Origin of the sequence: Streptomyces sp. SA15, assembly GCF_002291145.1 — a bacterium.
Lineage (GTDB): Bacteria > Actinomycetota > Actinomycetes > Streptomycetales > Streptomycetaceae > Streptomyces.
The window spans coordinates 239,313-257,823 of sequence record NZ_NTGE01000099.1; the positions used below are offsets into that span (position 1 = coordinate 239,313).

At 71.0% G+C, this 18,511-nt stretch carries 18 protein-coding genes; 12 read left to right on the top strand and 6 right to left on the bottom strand.

Annotated features, from left to right (window positions below):
• The first annotated feature begins 274 nt into the window (after positions 1 to 274).
• Genes CLM62_RS21250 through CLM62_RS21295 form a run of 10 tightly spaced genes read left to right on the top strand, consistent with a single transcriptional unit; the run spans position 275 to position 9,155 of the window.
• Complete coding sequence (locus CLM62_RS21250; RefSeq protein ID WP_095751473.1) at positions 275 to 817, top strand: OsmC family protein; 543 nt, start codon at positions 275 to 277, stop codon at positions 815 to 817.
• 8 nt (positions 818 to 825) lie between these two features.
• Positions 826 to 1,278, top strand: coding sequence for a cyanase (gene cynS, locus CLM62_RS21255; RefSeq protein WP_095751474.1), 453 nt, complete (start codon positions 826 to 828; stop codon positions 1,276 to 1,278).
• 52 nt (positions 1,279 to 1,330) lie between these two features.
• A complete protein-coding gene (locus tag CLM62_RS21260) occupies positions 1,331 to 2,425 on the top strand; it encodes an acyl-CoA dehydrogenase family protein (RefSeq protein ID WP_095751475.1) in 1,095 nt (364 codons plus the stop codon).
• Complete coding sequence (locus CLM62_RS21265; RefSeq protein ID WP_143659122.1) at positions 2,422 to 3,090, top strand: RNA polymerase sigma factor; 669 nt, start codon at positions 2,422 to 2,424, stop codon at positions 3,088 to 3,090. The genes CLM62_RS21260 and CLM62_RS21265 overlap by 4 nt, the downstream gene beginning before the upstream one ends.
• Complete coding sequence (locus tag CLM62_RS21270) at positions 3,087 to 3,902, top strand: flavin reductase (protein ID WP_095751477.1); 816 nt, start codon at positions 3,087 to 3,089, stop codon at positions 3,900 to 3,902. Before CLM62_RS21265 ends, CLM62_RS21270 begins: the two co-directional genes overlap by 4 nt.
• Positions 3,899 to 4,663, top strand: a complete 765-nt coding sequence (locus tag CLM62_RS21275) for an ABC transporter ATP-binding protein (protein ID WP_095751478.1) — start codon at positions 3,899 to 3,901, stop codon at positions 4,661 to 4,663. Before CLM62_RS21270 ends, CLM62_RS21275 begins: the two co-directional genes overlap by 4 nt.
• The gene (locus CLM62_RS21280) at positions 4,656 to 5,843 is read left to right on the top strand and encodes an ABC transporter substrate-binding protein (RefSeq protein ID WP_095751479.1); all 1,188 of its coding nucleotides are present in this window, start codon (positions 4,656 to 4,658) and stop codon (positions 5,841 to 5,843) included. Before CLM62_RS21275 ends, CLM62_RS21280 begins: the two co-directional genes overlap by 8 nt.
• Complete coding sequence (locus tag CLM62_RS21285; protein WP_095751480.1) at positions 5,840 to 6,724, top strand: ABC transporter permease; 885 nt, start codon at positions 5,840 to 5,842, stop codon at positions 6,722 to 6,724. The genes CLM62_RS21280 and CLM62_RS21285 overlap by 4 nt, the downstream gene beginning before the upstream one ends.
• Positions 6,721 to 8,388: a rhodanese-like domain-containing protein gene (locus tag CLM62_RS21290; RefSeq protein ID WP_095751481.1), complete on the top strand. Its 1,668-nt coding sequence runs from the start codon at positions 6,721 to 6,723 to the stop codon at positions 8,386 to 8,388. Before CLM62_RS21285 ends, CLM62_RS21290 begins: the two co-directional genes overlap by 4 nt.
• Positions 8,385 to 9,155 carry a sulfite exporter TauE/SafE family protein gene (locus CLM62_RS21295; RefSeq protein ID WP_218835612.1) on the top strand — a complete coding sequence of 257 codons (771 nt, stop codon included), beginning with the start codon at positions 8,385 to 8,387 and terminating at the stop codon, positions 9,153 to 9,155. Before CLM62_RS21290 ends, CLM62_RS21295 begins: the two co-directional genes overlap by 4 nt.
• A 247-nt stretch (positions 9,156 to 9,402) precedes the next feature.
• On the opposite strand, the gene CLM62_RS21305 is transcribed toward CLM62_RS21295, so the two are convergent.
• Positions 9,403 to 10,272, bottom strand: a complete 870-nt coding sequence (locus CLM62_RS21305) for an NmrA family NAD(P)-binding protein (protein ID WP_095751482.1) — start codon at positions 10,270 to 10,272, stop codon at positions 9,403 to 9,405.
• A gap of 59 nt (positions 10,273 to 10,331) precedes the next feature.
• Here CLM62_RS21305 and CLM62_RS21310 point away from each other — a divergent pair, with 59 nt between their 5' ends.
• Both CLM62_RS21310 and CLM62_RS21315 read left to right on the top strand, forming a co-directional pair.
• A complete protein-coding gene (locus CLM62_RS21310; protein WP_095751483.1) occupies positions 10,332 to 10,667 on the top strand; it encodes a helix-turn-helix domain-containing protein in 336 nt (111 codons plus the stop codon).
• Between the two features lie 751 nt (positions 10,668 to 11,418).
• Entirely contained in the window at positions 11,419 to 11,991 is a 573-nt protein-coding gene (locus tag CLM62_RS21315; RefSeq protein ID WP_095751484.1) for a carbonic anhydrase, read from the top strand.
• A 117-nt stretch (positions 11,992 to 12,108) separates the two neighbouring features.
• Here CLM62_RS21315 and CLM62_RS21320 read toward each other — a convergent pair whose 3' ends face one another.
• From CLM62_RS21320 to CLM62_RS21340, 5 genes are all read right to left on the bottom strand, one after another.
• Entirely contained in the window at positions 12,109 to 13,074 is a 966-nt protein-coding gene (locus CLM62_RS21320; protein WP_095751485.1) for an L-tyrosine/L-tryptophan isonitrile synthase family protein, read from the bottom strand.
• A gap of 148 nt (positions 13,075 to 13,222) precedes the next feature.
• Positions 13,223 to 14,488, bottom strand: a complete 1,266-nt coding sequence (locus tag CLM62_RS21325) for a cytochrome P450 (RefSeq protein WP_095751486.1) — start codon at positions 14,486 to 14,488, stop codon at positions 13,223 to 13,225.
• Positions 14,489 to 14,524: 36 nt separating this feature from the next.
• A complete protein-coding gene (gene asnB / locus CLM62_RS21330; RefSeq protein WP_095751487.1) occupies positions 14,525 to 16,405 on the bottom strand; it encodes an asparagine synthase (glutamine-hydrolyzing) in 1,881 nt (626 codons plus the stop codon).
• A gap of 16 nt (positions 16,406 to 16,421) precedes the next feature.
• A complete protein-coding gene (locus CLM62_RS21335; protein WP_095751488.1) occupies positions 16,422 to 17,831 on the bottom strand; it encodes an MFS transporter in 1,410 nt (469 codons plus the stop codon).
• A gap of 447 nt (positions 17,832 to 18,278) precedes the next feature.
• The gene (locus tag CLM62_RS21340; protein ID WP_095751489.1) at positions 18,279 to 18,494 is read right to left on the bottom strand and encodes a hypothetical protein; all 216 of its coding nucleotides are present in this window, start codon (positions 18,492 to 18,494) and stop codon (positions 18,279 to 18,281) included.
• Between the last annotated feature and the right edge of the window lie 17 nt (positions 18,495 to 18,511).

Consider the following 18,511-nt stretch of genomic DNA (forward strand, 5'->3'; position numbering starts at 1 on the left):
TGCACCGCCATACTCACCATCGGTAACCAGGCACTTCAACGTAACCAATGGACTGACGTGACACAGGTCACACATCGCCTCGGTGTTGCCCGGGGGTTACGCGGCCCCGGCGTTCACGGCCCTGCTGTTAGCGGGATGTAAATACCCCCTCTCGGACGGCGTTTTACGGCCGCCGGGTGTCACGGTGGGCGCCTCCACCGGAACTCACCTCGTGAAAGCCCGCTGCCGGCAGCCGCCGGCAGGTAGCGGAACGCGAAGAGAGGGATCCGAAGCCATGACTCAGACCGTGCCGACCAGTGGCCTTGAGAGCATCGACGCCGACGGCCTGGAAGCACTCGCCAGCAGCGCCAAGGCGGATCCGAGCACCGGCCGGAAGACGCTCAAGGCCGTGACCACCTGTGAGGGCGGCTTCCGCAACCTCACGCAGATCCGCACCCTGGAGCCGGTGCTGGTCTCGGAGCCCTGCCACCTGCTCGGTGACGACGCCGCGCCCAACCCCTCGGAGATGGCGCTCGCGGCCCTCGGCTCCTGCGTCTCCGTCGGCCTGCTCGCCAACGCCACCCAGCGCGGTGTGACCCTGAGCAAGATCGAGGTCGCCATGGAGGGCGACATCGACATCTCCGCCGTCTGGGGCGTCGGCGACACCCCGGAGGGCAAGGTCCTGGGCTTCACCGCCGTGCGCTGCTCCGTCACGCTCGCCGGCGACGCCGACGACGAGGTCCTCGGCGAGATCAAGGACAGCGCGATGACGTGGTCGCCGGTGGTCAACACGTTCGCGAACAACGTCGAGATCTCCTCGACCCTGACCATCGGCTGAGGCCCGCCATGAGCACTCCTATCCTGCCCAAGTCCGAGGCCGCGGCCCTGGTGGCCGCCGCCCGGATCCGCGGGGGCCTGACCTGGTCGGCGATCGCCGCCGAGATCGACAAGCCCGTCGTGTGGACGACGGCGGCGCTGCTGGGACAGCACCCCATGACCGCCGAGGACGCGGCGGCCGTCGCCGCGCTGCTCGGGCTCGGGGACGACGTCGTCGAGTCGCTGCAACTGCAGCCCGCGCGCGACATCGCCCCGGAGCTGATGAGGGACCCGACGGTCTACCGCTTCTTCGAGGCGCTGTCGGTCTACGGCCCGGCGCTGAAGGAGCTCATACACGAGGAGTTCGGCGACGGAATCATGTCGGCGATCAACTTCAAGGTCGACATCCGGCGTCGCGCCCACCCCGACGGCGACCGGGTGGTGGTGACGTTCGACGGCAAGTTCCTCGACTACCGCTGGTAGCGCCAAGGCAGAGCCGGCGCACCGGACCACCGACCGACCATCTGGAGGACTGATGACCACCGTGCACGCATCACCGGTTGGCAGCGTCGCCGACCTCGACCGAGAGGCATTCGAGGCCCTCCTGGCCCGCGTCGGTGAGGGAGCCGATCGGCTGGACGCGGATGAGGGCGGGAAGGCTCGGCAGGTGCTGACCTGGCTGGCTGAGGCCGATGCCACCGACCTGGGTGCTCCCGGCAACGCCGGCGGCGGGCTCCCGGGCATGGCCGAGGTGATCAGCGCCCTGGCCGCCCGCTGCGTGAGCTCCGCGTTCACGACATGGGCGCACCGGATGTGCCTGGAGTACCTGCTCATGTCCGGTACGCCGTACGCCCTCGCCCTGGCGGAACGGCTCCGCGCCGGCACCGTGCCCGGCGTGACCGGGATGGCGTCGGCCTTCCGGGAGCTGGCGGGCTGCGGATCGCTGGAGATCACGGCGACCGCCACCGGGGACGGTTACGAGCTGTCGGGGCCGATCCGCTGGGCGTCCAACCTGTACGACGACGCGGTGCTGGTCACCGCGGCCCGCACCGACGCCGGCGACCGGATCGTCGTCGCGCTGCCGCTCGACAGCGAGGGCATCAGCGTCGGCCGTCCGTTCCCGCTGCTCGCCCTGGGCAGCACCGCGTCGTCCTACCTCAACCTCAAGGACGTGAAGGTGCCCCCCGAGCAGGTGCTCACCACGGACTTCGAAGGCTTCCTCACCTCCGTGCGGGGCACCTTCCTCACCCTGCAGACCGCACTGTGCGTCGGCCTGGCAGGCACCTGCCTCGACAACGCCAGGGCCAGCCTGACCGGGGTGAACACGGTGTTCGCCGGAGATGTCGACCGGGCCACCGGGCGCCTGTCCGTCGCGCGTACCGCGATGCGTGACGTCGCACGTCGCGTCGGATCCGGCAACCCCGCCACCCGCATGGAGATGCTGTCCATGCGGCTCGCGGCGGCCGAGGTCGCCACGGAGGCGGCGACCCTGGAGGCGAAGACCGCCGGCGGGCGCGGCTATGCCCGCACCTCCGGCGCCTCGCGGCGCTTCAGGGAGTCGTTCTTCATCCCGGTGCAGTCCCCCTCCGAGGCCCAGCTGAAGTGGGAGCTCGCCCAGTGCCGGCCATGAGCACCGAGGCGGAACGGGGCAAAGTGCCCCAGGAGGATGCACGGTCGTACTGTCCGGAGGCGGCGGTGCTCAAGGGCGGGGACCGCGACGCAGTCGCGGCGCTCATCTCCGCGCACTACCCGGCGATGCTGCGCTTCGCCGACTCGCTGATCCCCGGTGACCGGACCCTGGCCGAGGACGTCGTTCAGGAGACCTGGATCGCCGTTCTCAACCGGGTCGACACCTTCGAGGGGCGGTCACGGTTTCGCACCTGGCTGTTCGGAGTGCTGCGCAACAAGGCGCTCAAGCTCGCCGAACGCGAACTGCGCCGTGCCCAGCGGGAGAGCTCCGGATTCGAGGAGACGGACCTGTTCGCGGAGCGCATGCACCCGGAGGGCCATCCGAAGGCCCACCACTGGTCCGTACCGCCGACCAGCCGCTTCCTGCCCGAGGAGTCGGCGATGTTCACCGAGCTGATGGGCGTGGTCTCCGACGCACTGGCCGGGCTGCCGCGCAACCAGCGCCTGGTCGTGCTGCTGCGCGACGTCGAGGGGCTGTCGGCGGCCGAGACCCGCGAACTGCTCGACCTCGACGACACCAACCAGCGTGCGCTCCTCCACCGCGGCCGCGTGAAGCTCCGCGGCGCACTGGAGGGCTACCAGGACAAGAAGGGAATCCGGCCGTGACGACCGTACTCGACTGCCGCGAGTTCATCGGCATGGTCGACGACCTGCTCGACGCCGACGAGGAGACCTGGCAGGCCGAGGTGGTGCAGCACCTGAAGGACTGCCCGCCCTGCGAGGTCTACCTGGAGCAACTCCAGGACGTACGCCGCCTCCTGCGCGGCATGGACACCGAGACGCTGCCGAACGATGACCCGCGGGTCAGGGAACTGCTCGACAAAATCGACTCCCGGCCGCGCTTCACACTCGTCGACGAGGACGCGGTGGGGCACTGGCAGCCCGAGGAAGTCATCGAGCCGCAGGCGCTCAAGGCCGTGGCCGGCGCCTTCCCCAGCGGAGTCACCGTGATCACCACGGCTCCGGCCGGTAAGCCGGTCGGGATGACGGTGAGCTCGTTCACCAGCGTCTCCCTCGACCCGCCGCTGATCCTGGTGTGCGTCGCGCGGACGGCAAGCTGCCTGCCGGCCTTCCGCGTCGGTTCCCCGATGGGCGTGAACGTGCTGTCCCGCGGCCAGGCGCACGTGGCGAAGACGTTCGCCTCCCCGGTGGAGGACCGCTTCGCCGTCGTGGAGCACCGGACCGGGCCCCACGGCGTCCCCCTCATCGAGGAGACCGCCGCCTGGCTGTCCACCCACATCGTGCGGATCTACGACGGCGGTGACCACGTCATCCTCCTCGCCCGGGTGCACGCCCTGCACCGGTCGGCCCACACCCCGCTGCTCTACCAGGCGGGCGCCCTGCACGACTGGACGCCGACCCTGGTACCGCCGGTGACCGGTGACCGGCGGGCGGGCCGGAAGGACGGCACGCCATGACGCCGAGACTCCGCACCGGCCAACTGGTGGCGCAATTGATCGATGTGTCCGTGCGCCGCGGCGACAAGCTGGTGCTCGACGGCATCTCCCTGTCCATCAACTGCGGCCGGGTGCTGGCCCTGCTCGGCCAGTCCGGTGCCGGCAAGTCCACGCTGCTGCACGTCCTCACGGGCGACCTGGCGCCGAGTCGAGGCGAGATCGACTCCGGCGGGCACGACCTCAAGAAGGGCACCGTCCACCAGGCGCCGCTGCTGTTCCCCTGGCTGACGGTGCGTGAGAACGCCGGACTCGGCCAGACGTACGCCGCCAACAAGGACGTCCCCCCGGAACTCGTCGACGAGTTGCTGGAACTGCTGGGACTGACTGCCGTGGCGGACAGCTATGCCGAGGAGATCTCCGGCGGCCAGGCCCAACGGGTCGCGCTCGCCAGGGCGTTGGCCATCGCGCCGGACGTGCTGCTGCTCGACGAGCCGTTCTCCGCGCTCGATCCGCTCACCCGCGCCGAGCTGCAGAGCTGGCTGCGCCGGCAGGTGACGGAGCGGGGCTGGACCACGGTCATGGTCACCCACGACATCGACGAGGCGCTCGTGCTCGCCGACGAGATCGTGCTGCTGGGCACAGGCGGCCGTATCGCGGACCGCTGGACCCACCAGCCCGAGTCGCAGGACGGCCCGCCGGGCCGCTCCGCCCGCCAGGCGGAGCTGCGCGCCGTGATCCAGGCGGCCTACCACACCGCGGCGAAGGAGCCGGACCATGTCTGAGACACCACGGCCCTCCCGCCCGTACTCGCGCCGGGGCGCACTGCGGCTCGGCGGCCGGGTGCTGACCGGGGCCGCGCTGGCCGGACTGGCCGGTACGGGCGCGGTCCGCTCCCTCGCCGCCTCCACCTCGACCCACGGCGGCCTCCTGGACCGGCCGCTGCGCATCGGATACCTGCCGATCACCGACGCCAGTGCTCTCCTCGTCGCCTACGAGCGCGGCCTGCTGGCCGACGCCGGCGTCGATGCCGAACGCCCCGTGCTGTTCCGCTCCTGGGACAGCCTGGCCCAGGCGCTGACGACCGGTCAGGTGGACGTGGTCCACATGCTGATGCCGATGGCGCTGCAATTGCGGATCGCCAAGAGGGCACCGATCAAGGTGGTCGCCTGGGGGCACACCAACGGATCCACGCTCACCGTCGCGCCGCGGATCACCGACGTCGCTCAGCTGGCCGGTGCGAAGGTGGCGATCCCGTTCTGGTGGTCGGTGCACAACGTCCTGCTCCAGCGGATGCTCGACGCCGCCGGTCTGAAGGCGGTCACCGGCACGGCGTCCGCCGCGGCCGGAACCGTCGAGTTGCTGGTGATGTCGCCGGCCGACATGGTGCCCGCGCTGCGGGCCGGGTCGATCGCAGGCTTCGTCGTCGCCGACCCGTTCTCCGCGCTGGCCGAGGCGAGCGAGGCCGGCCACGTGCTCCGCTTCCTCGGCGACGTGTGGAAGGACCACGCCTGCTGCGCGGTCACGGTCCGCGAAGACCTCGCCACCGCGCACCCCGAGGCCGCGACCGCGCTGGTCGCCTCCGTCGTCCGGGCCCAGCAGTGGCTCTCCGCGCACCGCACACGCGGCGCGCGCGAGCTGGGGCCGACCGGCTACCTCCCGCAGCCGGTGGAGGCGATCGACAAGGTCTTCAACCGCACCGCCGCCGCGTACCGCGATGTGCTGCGGCACCCGGCATGGCAGGGTCAGCGGCTCGGCTTCTCCGCCTTCCCGGCGGCCAGTTACACCGCCTCGCTCGTGGAGCTGATGGGCAGGACGACGGTCGACGGCGACACCTCGTTCCTGTCCGGCCTGACCGGTGCCGCCGCGCACCGGGAGCTCGTCGACGACCGTTTCGTCACCCGGGCCCTGAGCGCCGCCGGTATCCCGCTGGTTCGTAACCGCAAGGAGCTGATCGAACCATGACCTCGCTCGTCACCGGGGAAACCGGGGAAACCGGGGAAACCGGGGAAGGCGTCAGCGCCGGTACCGCGCCCCCGAGCCCGCGCAGCGGCCGTGACCGTCGTACCCCTGTCCGTGCGGGCACCGCCGCGGACACCCTGGCGCCGGTGATCGGAGTCGCCGCGGCGCTGCTGCTGTGGTGGTTCGTCACCGAGGTGTTCGCCGCATCCGGCTCCATGCTGCGCGACTTCGCGCCCGGGCCGACCTGGGACGCCCTGGTCGCGCTGCTGCGCAAGGGGTCCGTGTTCGACGACGCGACCAGCAGCATGTGGCGGCTGACGGCCGGACTGGCCCTGGCCGCGGTCACCGGCATCCTCTCCGGCGCCGCGATCGGATCGCGGCGGATCGTGGAGCGCGGCACCCGGCCGGTACTGATGTTCCTGCGCATGATCTCGCCACTGTCCTGGGCACCGGTGGCGATCAGCCTCTTCGGCGTCGGCGACAGCCCGGTGATCGCGCTGGTCGCGGCGACCGCGGTCTGGCCGATCCTGATGAGCACGGCCGACGGCGTACGGCGGATCGATCCCGACCATGTGCGCGTGGCCCGTGGCCTGGGCGCCACCGGGTGGGAGGTCGTCCGCTCGGTGACGTGGCCCTCCGCACAGCCCTACCTGCTGTCGGGCATCCGGATGGCGATCGGCATCAGCTGGGTCGTGCTCGTGCCCGCCGAGATGCTCGGCGTCACCTCCGGACTCGGGTACGCGATCCTCAACGCGAAGGACCAGCTCGCCTACAGCGACATCACCGCGCTCATCCTCATCATCGGCCTCATCGGATACGCGATCGACGCCCAGGCACGGTGGCTGCTGCAGCCCCGCCGTGAGCGCAAGGCAGCAGCCCGGTGACCCCGGACCAGGTCACCTCCCTCACCGACCTCCAACTCCTCGACATCCGCGAAATCCACGAGTGGAACACGGGACGCATCCCGGGATCACGGCACATCCCCATGGACGAGGTCCCCGACCGGCTCGGCGAACTCGACCCCGGCCGCCCGGTCCTGGTGATCTGCCGGTCCGGTCGCCGCGCCGACCGCATCAGCTCCTGGCTCGGCGGCAGAGGGTACGACGCCCGCACCCTCACCGGCGGCATCGTGCGGTGGCAGCGCGACGGCGGCCCACTGGAGCAACCCAAGGCCGTGCGTCCCGTGACCGTCGAGATCATCGAGACGCCAGGACTGGGCAACCGGAGCTATCTCGCCCACGACGGCCACATGGCGCTGGTCGTGGACCCGCAGCGCGACATCGACCGGATACGGACGCTGCTGGACCGTACGGGCGTCCGCCTCAGCCATGTGTTCGAGACCCATGTCCACAACGACTATGTGACCGGGGGGCTGGAGCTCGCGCGGTCGCTGGAGGCGACGTACGTCCTGCCGGCGGCCGAGAAAGTGAGCTTCGGGCGGCTCGGCGTGGTCGACGGCGAGGTGCTCGAGGTCGGCAGCATGCGGATGCGGGTCGTGGCGACGCCGGGGCACACCCACCACCACGTGAGCTACCTGCTGACCGACGCCGTCGGGGACGAGGTGGCGGTGTTCACCGGCGGTTCGATGCTGTACGGCACGACCGGGCGCACCGACCTGCTGGGGTCGGAGCACACCGAGCCGCTCGCCCGGTCCCAGCACGCGTCGGTCCGCCGGCTCGCCACGGAGGCGGCTGCCACGACCCGGGTGCTGCCGACGCACGGGTTCGGCTCCTTCTGCGCGGCCACTCCGGCCGACGGCGAGGATTCGACCATCGGGCGGGAACGCGAGCGTAACCCCGCGCTGCTGCTCGACGAGGACGCCTACGTATCGCAGTCGCTCGCCGGGCTGTCCGATGTCCCGGCCTGGTACGCCCGCATGGCTCCGGTCAACCGGGCGGGCCCCTCGCCCGTGGACCTGACCCCGCCCGAAACGGCCGCGCCGCAGGAGTTGCGCGCCCGGATCGACGCCGGAGAGTGGGTGGTCGATCTGCGGGACCGTACGGCGTACGCACGCCGGCATCTGCCCGGCTCCCTCAGCTTCGAGCTGTCCGCGAGCTTCCTCACGCACCTGGGCTGGCTGCTGCCGGAGGGCATGCCGCTCACGCTCGTCGGCGAGACCCCCGAGCAGGTGGCCGAGGCACAGCGCGAGTTGGTACGGATCGGCGTCGACGAACTGGCCGGTGCGGCCAGCGGCCCCATCGAGGCGCTCGCCGGGAAAGCGACACTGGCGTCGCTGCCGCGCGCGTCGTACGAGGAACTGGCGCGGGCCCGAGAGCGGACCGACGTGCTCGTGCTCGACGTACGCCGGACCGCGGAACACGCCGACGGGGTTGTCCACGGCTCGGTCCCCATCCCGCTGCACGAACTCCTGGCGCGCCGCGGCGAACTGCCGCTGGACCGGCAGATCTGGGTGCACTGCGCCTCGGGTTACCGGGCGACGGTGGCGGCGTCCCTGCTCGCAGCACACGGGTACGACGTCGTTCTCGTCGACGGCTGTCTGCGCGCCTGGCTGGAGCCCGGATCGCCGGGCGTCGAGGCATCGACATGACGCTGATGGCCACGCTCGTGCTCGCGCTGCTCGTCGGCGGCGCGCTCGGACTGCTGGGAGGCGGCGGCTCGATCCTGGCTCTGCCGGTCCTGGTTTTCGTGGCGGGGCTGCCGACGACGTCGGCGGTGCCGATGTCGCTGCTGGTGGTGGGCTGTTCAGCGGCGGTCGCGTCCCTGAGCCGGATCCGCGCCGGACACGTCCACTGGCGGATCGCGGGCATCTTCGCGGTGACCGGTGCGGCAGCGACGTACGGCGGCGCCCTGGTGAACCGCCGGCTCGAACCGCGCCTGGTGCTCGCCGGATTCGGCATCCTGCTCGTCGTCACAGGGGCGCGGATGTTCCTCGACCGTCCGGTGCGCCGTACCGGTTGCGCCGCGCCGGACGGTGGGACGGAGCTGCGCCGGTGTCTGCCGCGCGCGGTGGCCGTCGGTGCGCTGGTCGGTTTTCTGACCGGGTTGTTCGGCGTGGGCGGCGGGTTCCTCATCGTTCCCGCGCTCACGGTGGTGCTGGGGCTGCCGATCGCTACGGCGGCGGGCACGGCGTTGGTGATCATCGTGCTGAACTCGTTCAGCGGGCTGGTGTCCTGGCTCGGCCACGTGGATCTCGACCCGCTGCTGGCAGGCAGTTTCACGGCGTGCGCCCTCCTCGGCGCCGCCGCGGCCGCGCCGGTGGGCTGCCGGCTCCCGGCCAAGGCGCTGCGACGCGCGTTCTCGGTCTTCGTACTGGCGGTCGCGGGCTTCGTGCTCGTTCGCGTGGCGGCCGCCTGAAAGGCCGCTTAGGCCGCTTTCTGTCCGTGCGATCGCGCACCGGCGGAGCAGCCGCCGACGACGACCCGCAGTCCTGGCGAGGTCGACGATCGCCTGGCCCCGCTCGCCCGGCGCGTTCACGAAGTGGCCGTGCACAGCCACCAGGTCGCCCTCCGCGAGCACCTGACTTCAGCGTGACCGTCAGGTGTGGCATCGGGGCCGGGCGGTCCTGTGTGCACCTGCGCGGCCCCGATGCCGTGGGCACGTGCTATGCCACACCGATGTCGGTCAGCCACTGGATCGCGGTCCGGGGAGTGATGCCCAGCAGTTTCTGGGCGGAGCGCTCGGGTGCGATCGAGCGGTCCGGCAGCGCTTGCATGGCCTGGTAGCCGCCCGCGACGTCCGCGGCGGGCCCCTCCCCGATCAGGGGCGCGAGGGAGGCGCGGAAGTCCTCGGGGGTGATCGCCTCGTAGGCCACGTTCCGCCCGAGCCGGGCACTGAACGCCTCGCCCAGTTCCTGTCCGGTGATGGCCGGGTACTGCCCGACGGAGACGACACCGGTGACATCCGACTGCCCGAACAGCGCGGCGGCGACGTCGGCGATGTCCAGGTGCGAAGCCCATGAGACGCGGAAGCCGGCAGGCAGCGGATAGCGCAGTACGCCCTGCTCGCGGACCGCTCCGACCACGTGCGGCATGAGCAGGTTCTCGAAGAACAGCCGGGGCTCGATCACCGCGTAGGACACGCCGCTGTCCGCCAGCCCGTCGACCAGCGTCGCGACCGCGCTCTCGGCCGTGCCGTCCTGATAGCCGTTACCAGGGTCATCGACGACGAAGCCGCTGGTGGAGAACACCACACGGGCCGGGCGGGCCGCGCGGACGGCGGCCACGACGTTGCGTGCGAAGGCCCGGCGGTCCTCCTCCGAGACTATGGGCAGGTGGACGAACACCCCCTCGGCGTCACGGTAGGCCCGGGTCAGGTCCGCAGTGGAGGAGGAGTCGGCGGCCACCACGCACGCGCCGGCGACGGTGGCCTCCGCATTGCGGGTCAGGGCCACGACGGACTTGTCCGCAGCGGCCAGGGCGGCGACGACAGGAGCACCTTGGGCGCCGGTGGCGCCATGAATCACGTACCTCATGCCATTAGTGCATATGCTGCACCAGTTACATCAACTGCACTAATGGATAGGTTCAAAAAATGAACAAGTTCTGCGAGCCCGGGTGCGGGGTCGCCCGGTTCCTCACCCTGCTCAACGGTCCGTGGGCCACGCTGATCGTGCGGGAACTCCTCCTGGGCCCCAGGCGGTTCACAGAGTTGCGCGGCACCCTGCCCGGCATCAGCCCGCACACGCTCACCAGCCGCCTGCGCCAGTTCGAGCAGTACGGCATCGTCACCCGCACCGCGTACGCAGAGATCCCGCCACGCGTCGAATACCGCCTCACCCCACTCGGCGAGGGACTGCGCGAAGTCCTCGAAGCCATGGCCACCTGGGCGCTGTCGATCCCGGATCCGGTTCCTGACGCGGCGTCGTGAGACGGGATGCCAGGGAAGGAAGTCAGCGCAGGGTGTCGTAAGTCTCGCGGGCGGCGCCCAGGAAACGGCCCCGGCGGCCGGTGCAGATGACCGCCGGGGCCTTGGTTGTCGCCCGGGCACTCGGGGGAATAGGACTCCGGGCGACGTTCGGGGGGTGCGACGGCCGGGTGTGACCGCCGACGAGAAGGACTCCGGAGTTCTGGGCTCAGCTGCCGTTCAAGAAGGCGTGTTTCGGCGAACTGCATGGCCGATCTCCTTGCTTTGCCGGAGTCCTTCCTGGCGCCACCCATACTCGTGATCCATAACCAGTCACCTCAACGTAACCAATGGGGTGGTATGGCGCACGTCACACTTCCCGCCCTTCGACGCGGCGATCCGGGAATCACCCCTTTTCACAACACCGCCCGCATGACGCACACATTCCCCATCCATCCTCCATCAATTCATCGTGAAGTCCTCATCGGTCTTTCACCTCGCATTACCTGCCCCTGATATAACTACGTACTCAAAGCGCTCGGGGGGAATCCGGCGTAAACCCAAGGAAGACCGAGCAATGTCTGTAGCTGGAAATCCGCTCCGCAGAACCTTTCTCACCGGAGGATTGGCGGCCACCGCTGTCGCGCTCTCCGGCTGTTCCTCGAAGTCAGAGGGAAAGGAAACCGGGAAAGCGGCAAACGCAGCAGCCGCGGCAACCGCCTCGCCGGCCCCGAACGCCCGCCCCTCCTCGCCCTGGGGGGCATTCTCAAGGCTGATGGACGGCAACAAGCGCTGGCAGGACGGCAGCCTCCAGCACCCTGACCGAGACCCCGAGCGGCGGGAATTCGTGGCCGAGGAGCAGGACCCCTTCGGCGTGATCCTTTCGTGCATCGACTCCCGGGTGCCGCCGGAGTTGCTCTTCGACACCGGGCTCGGCGACCTGTTCGTGATGCGCACCGGTGGGCAGGTGGTCGACTCGGTGGTCACCGGTTCCGTCGAGTACGGGCCCATGACCTCGGCAACTCGCCTGATCGTCGTCCTCGGGCACCAGCGCTGCGGCGCCGTCAAGGCGTCGTACGAGGCCATGCGAGGCGGCAAGGAACTCCCCGGCAACCTCCAGTCGATCGCCGACGCGCTGCGGCCGGCGTACGAGGAGACCGTGCAGGAAAAGCACGGCGACCCGGTGGACGCGATGACCCGCATCCACGTGAAGCAGACCTCTGCCGCGCTGCGGTCCAACAAGGATCTCGGCCCGCTCGTGAAAAAGGGATCTCTGGCGGTGGTCAGCGCCTATTACTCGCTCGACACCGGCCGGGTGGAAGTGCTCACCGGAGCGCCTTCCGCCTGACCAGGTAATTGTCCGATCGACCGACTCCGCCGGGCAGTTCGCATTGCGTCGACAGTTCGGCGGAGTCGGTTGATCCGGGATTTTGAATGGCATGCGCTTTCTGCCGGGCGGCGGCGTTTACGCACGCCATGGGTTGACGGCGGCGCGTGTGTCAGCCTCCTCGAAGTGGCTCGGTCTGCCGTGCCGGTGGACCAGACGGCCGAGCCGCTCCGCCCTCGCCCGGGGCATGAGCGTCCACCTGCCTTCGGAATCACGCAGGGCCGCCGAGTGCCAGGGGGTGGTCCAGGCATCGGGGACGTCGAGGAGGCGGATGCCGAACTTGGCGGCGCCGACGGGCTGGGGGTGGATGGACAGGCGTACGGCGCGGGGGTGGTGCTCGGCGATGAGGGCGCCCCAGGCGCGGCTGCGCTGGATGACGCCGTACGCGCGCTTGCGGCACTCGCGTTGGAGGGCGGAGCGGGTGCCGGTGAAGTCGGCGGTGTCGTCGACGAGGAAGCGGGTGATACCCCGGTACAGGGCGAGGGTGTCGGCGTCGGTGCGGACCTCGGCGCGCAGGGCCTCCAGGGTCGGGGCGTACTGGTCGTGGACGCGGGCGCGTTGTGTGTCGTGGGGGAGGTCGCCGAGGACGTCGCGCAGGTCGAAGACGGACAGGTGGTGCAGATCCAACGCCCGTATGACCGCGCGAAGTTCGTCCGAGTAGGCGTCTATGCGGTCGTCCGGGACGCCGATGAGGTCGCCGAAGACGTGGCCGTCGGAGCAGATGACGATCCGGGCGCCCGGTGCGTAGATCCGTTCGATGTTCATGCACAGGGTGTGGAGAAAGGTGAGGGAGAGTCGCTCACCCTGGTCGGGGAGGTGGCCGAGCACCTTGGCTGGGTTCGGGGACTTGCAGGGGAAGCCGGGCAGGGTGAACACGACGGGTTCTCGTTCGTTTACGAAGCCGTCGATACGGCGCCGCTGGTGCCGGAACGCCTCCGCGGTGGCGGGCGCGTGGTCGGTGGTGCGGTGATACGGCAGGAGCAGGCGCAGGATCGCGGCGCTGATGCCGGTGGAGCGGGGGTCCGGCGCGGTCGTCAGCGGCATGTGGGTCCTCCGTGAGGGCATGCGGGCATGGCCGTATGGCGCCGTGGCGGGGCGCCGGGCGCCGACGGTGGTCAGGTGGGTGGTCAGCCTGGGCGGCCGGGACCAGTGCGGGTTGTGGGGCCGGGCCCTGTCGGCCGGATGTCAGGTGTCAGCGGCGTCGGTCGTATCCGACGGGCAGGTGGTTGGTGCCGCGGCCGAGGACGGCCGGGATCCACTCGAGGTCCTCGTCGCTGATCGCCAGGTGCAGGCCGGGCAGGCGCGTAAGCAGGGTGCCGAGGGCGATCTGGAGTTCGGCGCGGGCGAGGGCGGCGCCGGGGCAGAAGTGGATGCCGTGGCCGAAGGACAGGTGCGGGTTCGGCGATCGCTCGAAGTCCAGGGTGTCGGGGTCGGGGAAGCGGCGGGGGTCGCGGTTGGCCGCGCACAGGGAGACGATCACGGAATCTCCGGACGGAACTTCGGTGCAGTGCAGGTCGCTGTCCTGGTCGAAGAAGCGCCAGGTGGTCAGCTCGAAGGCACTGTCATAGCGGAGCAACTCCTCGACCGCGCGCGGCAGCAGGTCCGGGTTGTCGCGGAGCCGGGCGAGTTGGCCGGGGTGGCGGAAGAGCGCGATCAGGGCGGTGGTGATCTGGTTGGTGACCGGCTCCTGGCCTGCCACGAGGAGCTGGAAGATCATCGAGTCCAGTTCCTCCTGGGAGAGCTCGTCGTGGTCGCGGGCCGCGACGAGGCGGCTGAGCAGGTCGTCGTCCCCGTGCTCGCGCTTGTGGGCGACGATGTCGGCGATGTAGCTCTGCAGGCCGTGCAGCCGTGCCTCGTACGCAGGGCGTCCGGGGTCGGCGGGGCCGACCGGCTGGACCACTTTGCCCCAGTCGCGGTCGAAACGGGACGCCAGTTCGGCGGGGAGGCCGATGATCTCGGCGAGGACCTGGAAGGGGAAGTGGGCGGCGAAGCCGGTGACGAGGTCGGCGGGGCCGGTCTCGGGCAGGGCGTCGACGAGCGTGTGGGCCAGTTCATGGAAGCGGGGCCTCAGCCGCTCGATGCGGCGCGGGGTGAATGCGTCGGTGACGAAGCGCCGCATGTGGGTGTGCTGGGGCGGGTCCTGGTGGAGGAGGTGGACCTGGAGCTGCGAGTGCTGGGGCTCGGGCATGATCGAGGCGCGGGCGCGCCAGCGGTCGTTGCCGCGGTCGTGGTTCTTGCCCAGGCGGTCGTCGTTGAGGGCGGCGTGGGCGGCCTCGTATCCGGTGACGAGCCACGCCTGTACCCCGCTGGGGAAGAGCACGCGGTGGACCGGGCCGGCCTCGCGCATCTTCCCGTAGAGGGGGTAGGGATTGCTTTTGTAGGGACAGCCCATCAGCGGGACCGGGTCGGGCAAGGTCGTCTCCGGCTCCGCGGCCGACCGGGGTTCCTGGATGGTCATGAGGAGGCTCCTCTACAGGTCTACAGGTCTACAGGTCTACAGGGCGAGTTCGGGCTGGTAGTGGTCCAGCCACAGGGCGAGGTCGACGACGCGTTCCAGACGCAGGCGGTGGCCCCACTCCAGCCGGTCGGGCGGGGTGTCGAGGCAGGGCTTGATGCGGGACTCGTCCGCGAGGGAACGGACCCGGTCGTCGGCCAGCGCGTCACGGGCCATGTCCTGCAGGCCTCGGTTGTAGTCGGGGTGGTGGGTGGCCGGGTAATGGTTCTTGGGCCGGTGCAGCACCGAGTCCGGGGCGAGCCCGGCACCCGTGGCGCGCAGCAGGCTCTTCTCCCGGCCGTCGAAGCTCTTCAGCGCCCAGGGCGCATTGAAGGCGTATTCGACGAGGCGGTGGTCGCAGTACGGCACACGGACCTCCAGGCCCTGGGCCATGCTCAACCGGTCCTTGCGGTGCAGGAGTTGGCGCAGCCAGCGGGTCAGGGACAGGTGCTGCATCTCGCGCTGCCGGTGCTCGGTGGAGGTTTCGCCGTCGAGGTGGGGTACGGCGGCCAGGGCGCTGCGGTAGGTGTCGTCGCGGAACTCGGCGATGCGCAGGTCGAGTTCGGGGTTGAGCGGCATGGCGGCCTCGTCACCGGTGACCAGCAGCCAGGGAAAGGTGGCCGCGGCCAGCGCCTTGGGGTTGTGGAACCAGGGGTAGCCGCCGAACACCTCGTCGGCCGCCTCGCCGGACAGGGCGACGGTGGAGTGCCGGCGTATCTCCCCGAAGAGCAGGTACAGCGAGGTGTCCATGTCGCCCACGCCGATCGGCGAGTCTCGCGCCGCGACCACCGCCTTGCGGTGCTCGGGGTCGAGCAGGGTCCGCGGGTCGAGGACGACCGTGCTGTGGTCCGTGCCGATGAACGCGCCGGCCTCGGTGGCGTACGGGGTGTCGTGACTGGTACGCAGCACATCGCCGGCGAACTGCTCGGCCTGGTCGCTGTAGTCCACGGCGTAGGAGCGGATGCGGGCGTCCGGGCCCTGGCGCAGGCGGAGTTCGTCGGCGAGCAGGGCGGTCAGGACAGTGGAGTCGATGCCGCCGGAGAGCAGGCTGCACAGCGGGACGTCGGCCTCCAGCTGACTGCGGGCGGCCGTACTGACCAGGCTGCGGACGCGCTCGACGGTCGCGTCCTGGTCATCGGCGTGGGCACCGGCCTCCAGCTGCCAGTAGCGGCGTTCGCGGATGCCGGACCGGTCGAGGACGAGCAGGCCGCCGGGCTCGACCTCCCGTATCCCGGACCACACGGTCGGCCCGGTGTTGAACAGCAGGCTGTACGCCTCCCGCAGCCCGTCCGCGTCCACCCGGGGCCGTATCTCCGGGTGGGCGAACAGCGCCTTGGGTTCGGAGGCGAAGGCCAGGCCACCGTCGATGACCGCCCAGAACAGCGGTTTGACGCCGAGCCGGTCACGGACCAGCAGCAGCCGCCGGGCTCGTTCGTCCCAGACGGCGAAGGCGAACATGCCGTCCAGGTGGCCGGCCACGTCCTCACCCCACTCGGCGTAGGCGCGCAGCACCACCTCGGTGTCGCTGTGCGTATGGAATGCGTGCCCGCGGGCGCGCAGCTCGGCCCGCAGTTCGTGGTGGTTGTAGACCTCGCCGCTGTAGCTGAGCACGAGGGTCGGCCGGTCGGGCCGGTCGGGCCGGTCGGGCCGGTCGGGCCGGTCGGGCCGGTCGGGCCGGTCGGGCCGGTCGGCCATCGGCTGGACGCCGCCCTCGATGTCGATGACGGCCAAGCGGCGGTGGCCGATCGCGGCGTGCTCGCCCAGCCATATGCCTTCGGCGTCGGGGCCGCGCGGGGCGAGGGTGGCGGTCATGGCTTCGATGACCGGGGCGTGGGTGCGGGCGTCGCTGTGGAAGGACGCCCAGCCGGTGATTCCGCACATGCCGATGGCTCCTGGGTCAGTGAGGGGCGGCAGTCGCCGCGTCGGTGGTCTTCTCGGGGATGGGGGTCGGCCGTCGGCCGGGCAGGGCCAGCAGGGGCACGGCAAGGCAGGCGGCCACCGCGGCGAGCGCCAGGGAGGCCCGTACGCCGCCGTCCGCCCCGGCCGGCGCCCACGTGGCGGTGGCCAGGGCCGGGCCGAGTGTGAAGCCGAGGCTGCGGGCGAGTTGTACGGCCGAGCCGACGGTGGCGGCCCGGTCCGGTGGGGCGGCGCCCATGATCAGGGCCTGAGTGGGACCGCCGCCCAGGCCCATGCCGATCCCGGCCAGTGCGAGGCGCCAGGCCACGTCGGGCGGCGACCAGGTGTCGCCGAGGGGGATCAGCAGGAGCAGTCCGACGGAGGTGAGCACGGCGCCTGCCACCGCGACGGGCTGGGGACCGTACCGGTCGGCCAGTCGTCCGCCGAGGGGTCCGGCCAACCCCATGCCGAGCGGGAAAGCGAGCACGGTCACCCCGGTCGTGGTGGCGCTCACGCCGTCGTCGCGCTGAAGGTGCAGGGCGACGACGTAGTGCATGGCGGCGAACCCGGCCGCCAGCGCCAGCACCGCGCCGTGCGCCCGCAGCAGCCGCGCCTCCCGCAGCACGCCGGCCACCGGACGACCGCCCGGTCCGCGCAGCCACCACCACAGCGGCGGTACGGCGGCGAGCGCGAGCAACAGCCACGCGGAGGCGTCGGAGGCCAGGGTCAGAGCCAGCAGCAGAACCGTCAGGCCGGTGGCGACCAGCGCCATGTCGGCCGAAGACCGCCGGTCGGGCCGGCGCAGGCGGCCGTCACGAGGCATCGCCTTCCAGGCCACGACCAGCGCCAGCAGACAGAACGGGATCTTCACCAGGAAGACCGAGCGCCAGCCCAGATGGTCCAGCAGCAGCCCGCCCACCGCCGGACCGGCCACCGCGCCCAGCGGGCCGAGCGTCGCGGGCACGCTCATCGCCCGGCCGCGCGCCTGAGGCCGTACGGCGCGCATAGCCAGCACCGGCATCAGCACGAACAGCACCGCCCCGCACGCGCCCTGCCCGATACGGGCGGCGATCAACCAGGCCGCCCACGGTGAGGCGGCGGCCAGGGCACTGCACAGCGTGAAGCCACCGGTCGCGGCCAGCAGCGCGGGACGCAGGCCCATACCGTCCAGCCACCGGCCGACGGGCAACAGCAAGGCGACGACCGGAAGTTGGTAGCCCAGCACCGCCCACTGGGCGGTCGCGGCCGAGACGTGCAGCCCCTCGGAGAGATCGGCGAGCGCCACATTGACGATGTTCATGTCGAGCATCGCCACGAACGACAGCAGGCCCGCCACGGCCACCAGGAGCCAGCGGTCCTCGACCGCGGGTATGTGACCGGGCCGCTGCGAACCGGAACCGTGGTCCGTCACTCTCCGCCCCTTCCGTCGCGGAACGGGCTGCCGAACAGCAGCCTCGTCCCAGGGGTCGGGGGAGCGCTCGGGTCAGTTCCCGGAACTGGCCGAAAAGGCGAGGGGAGGAAGGAAGTTCAAGGGGCGCGGCGCCTCAGGTCTGCCGCGCCACAGCCCCGGCGGCGTACCGCTCGCGGGCCTGGTGTCGCCGTCTTCACCAGCAGATACAGCACGGCAGCGAGTGCCGGCCGACGGCACAGTCGACCAGGGCACCGGAGGTGCCACGACGACGGAGCCCAGCCGGCCGTAGCCGTCGGCCGACAGGCCGGGCCGGCGGCGGTCAAGGGCCCGGACCCGCCTCGCCGGCCCGAGCTCAGGAGGGGTCCTTCCCTCGTGCCGTACGCCGGTGCCGGCCCCTCCCCGTCCGCGCCAACCGGAGGGAGAGGCCGGAAGAGCCGCGGCGGGCGGTCAGGAAGTGGCCACGCCGTCCAGTGTGCCGGACTTGGCGTCCGCGACGAGCGACGCGAACTGATCGGCGCTCATCTGCACTCGCTGTCCGAAGTCATCCGTGAGCACTACGCGCCGCTCCGCCGGCGCGGTCGGGTCGACGAACAGCTGCGGGCATCCGCAGTCGCAGTTGCCGCAGAATGTCGCCACCGGGGTCAGGCCATCGATGTCGGTCATCGTCCACAACCTTTCGC